The organism is Paraburkholderia sp. SIMBA_053 (assembly GCF_046534895.1).
Lineage (GTDB): Bacteria > Pseudomonadota > Gammaproteobacteria > Burkholderiales > Burkholderiaceae > Paraburkholderia > Paraburkholderia caledonica.
Genome location: NZ_JAWRXU010000084.1, coordinates 1 through 503 on the forward strand (window position 1 = coordinate 1; position 503 = coordinate 503).

At 53.5% G+C, this 503-nt stretch carries 1 protein-coding gene; it reads left to right on the plus strand.

The window, feature by feature from the left end; translation table 11 throughout:
* Positions 1–209 (plus strand): helix-turn-helix domain-containing protein (locus SB753_RS34660; protein WP_410804548.1); only part of this gene is annotated, 209 nt, incomplete at its 5' end.
* Positions 210–503: the final 294 nt, after the last annotated feature.

The window sequence follows — 503 nt, forward strand, 5'->3', positions numbered from 1 at the left end:
GGGATCTTGATCAGACGATTCTCGAGATCGCTCTCGATTCTGCAACGAACGAAGATGCGTTGGCGCCTACGATGCGCAATATGAGAATCATCCAGCTGTGGTTACGTGGCGCGTCGCAACGGAAGATTGCGGAAGAGCTCGATATCACTCATCCGACAGTTGGAAGGGTGATTAAAGACTTTAAAAGCGGGGATATAAAAAATGGCTGAGAGAAACCTATTGCTTAGCGGTGGCGAGAAGCTAGCCACTGCGAGTGAGATCAAGCGCGGATCGGGTCCAAAAAAGCGCCCTTATCAAATCGCTGATACCCGTGCGATGATCGGCGACTCTATCGCGACAGTCGAGGCAGCCATTCGCGCGTTGCCCGAGGGAAGCAAGCCGAGAGGAGAGGGCGTTTTCCTACTGACTCTGCATCCAGCGTTCCTTGCAAGGAGCTACTACCCTGTTAACCTCCTTCGAGCGGCAGGACTGCGTGACGTTGGAAGTAGGGAGTCGACCGTTAT